Source organism: Vibrio sp. 10N.222.49.A3 (assembly GCF_041475145.1).
Lineage (GTDB): Bacteria > Pseudomonadota > Gammaproteobacteria > Enterobacterales > Vibrionaceae > Vibrio > Vibrio tasmaniensis_A.
This window is the reverse complement of sequence record NZ_JBFRVM010000273.1, coordinates 1-633: the sequence shown is the minus strand read 5'-3', so window position 1 is coordinate 633 and position 633 is coordinate 1. Positions and strand designations below refer to the sequence as shown.

The 633-nt window shown below is 42.2% G+C and carries 1 protein-coding gene; it reads left to right on the top strand.

Annotated elements, in window-relative coordinates:
- Nucleotides 1–365 (top strand): tyrosine-type recombinase/integrase (locus AB4589_RS25745; protein WP_372101912.1); only part of this gene is annotated, 365 nt, incomplete at its 5' end.
- Nucleotides 366–633: the final 268 nt, after the last annotated feature.

The window sequence follows — 633 nt, the reverse complement described above, 5'->3', positions numbered from 1 at the left end:
ATATCGAGGATGTTCGTATTCACGATTTGCGCCATACCTTTGCCAGTTATGCGGTGTTAGAGGGGTATCCTATCCCAATGGTGTCGAAACTGTTGGGTCACACGCGCATTTCATCCACGCTTCGTTATGCTCACGTGGATGATGCGCAAGTATCGCAATCTGCTGAGGCGATAGGGGAAGTTATTAGTGGAATATTATCAGGTCAGCTTGTGAGTAACCCTAAAACTCGAAAAGTAAGAGCATCCAAACCTAAGCTGACGAAATCTCCCCCTAAACGCAGAGGAAGACCTATCAAAGCAATACCTGAACTTACCGATGAGGAGGTTGAAAGGCTTAGATATGAAGTGGATTTTTGGGAATGGTGATGAAAATATCTGTCGGAATAACATAAGTACATCAAATTTTAAGGTTAGGGTTTTGGTGAAGTTTGTGTTTGAGGGCAGTCACACTTGGAGGTCTATGCTCATTTACTTTTCACTTGCCTCACCGTAGACCTTTAGCCCTGTAGCATCAACGGCTAAATGCTGAATTGCTTCTTCACCAATCCAAAATATCAGTGACTAATGATTGATTAAAGCTTGATTATATTGCTTCCAGTGAGTTTCTTTATAGCGAGGCTTGGTCATTAATCTA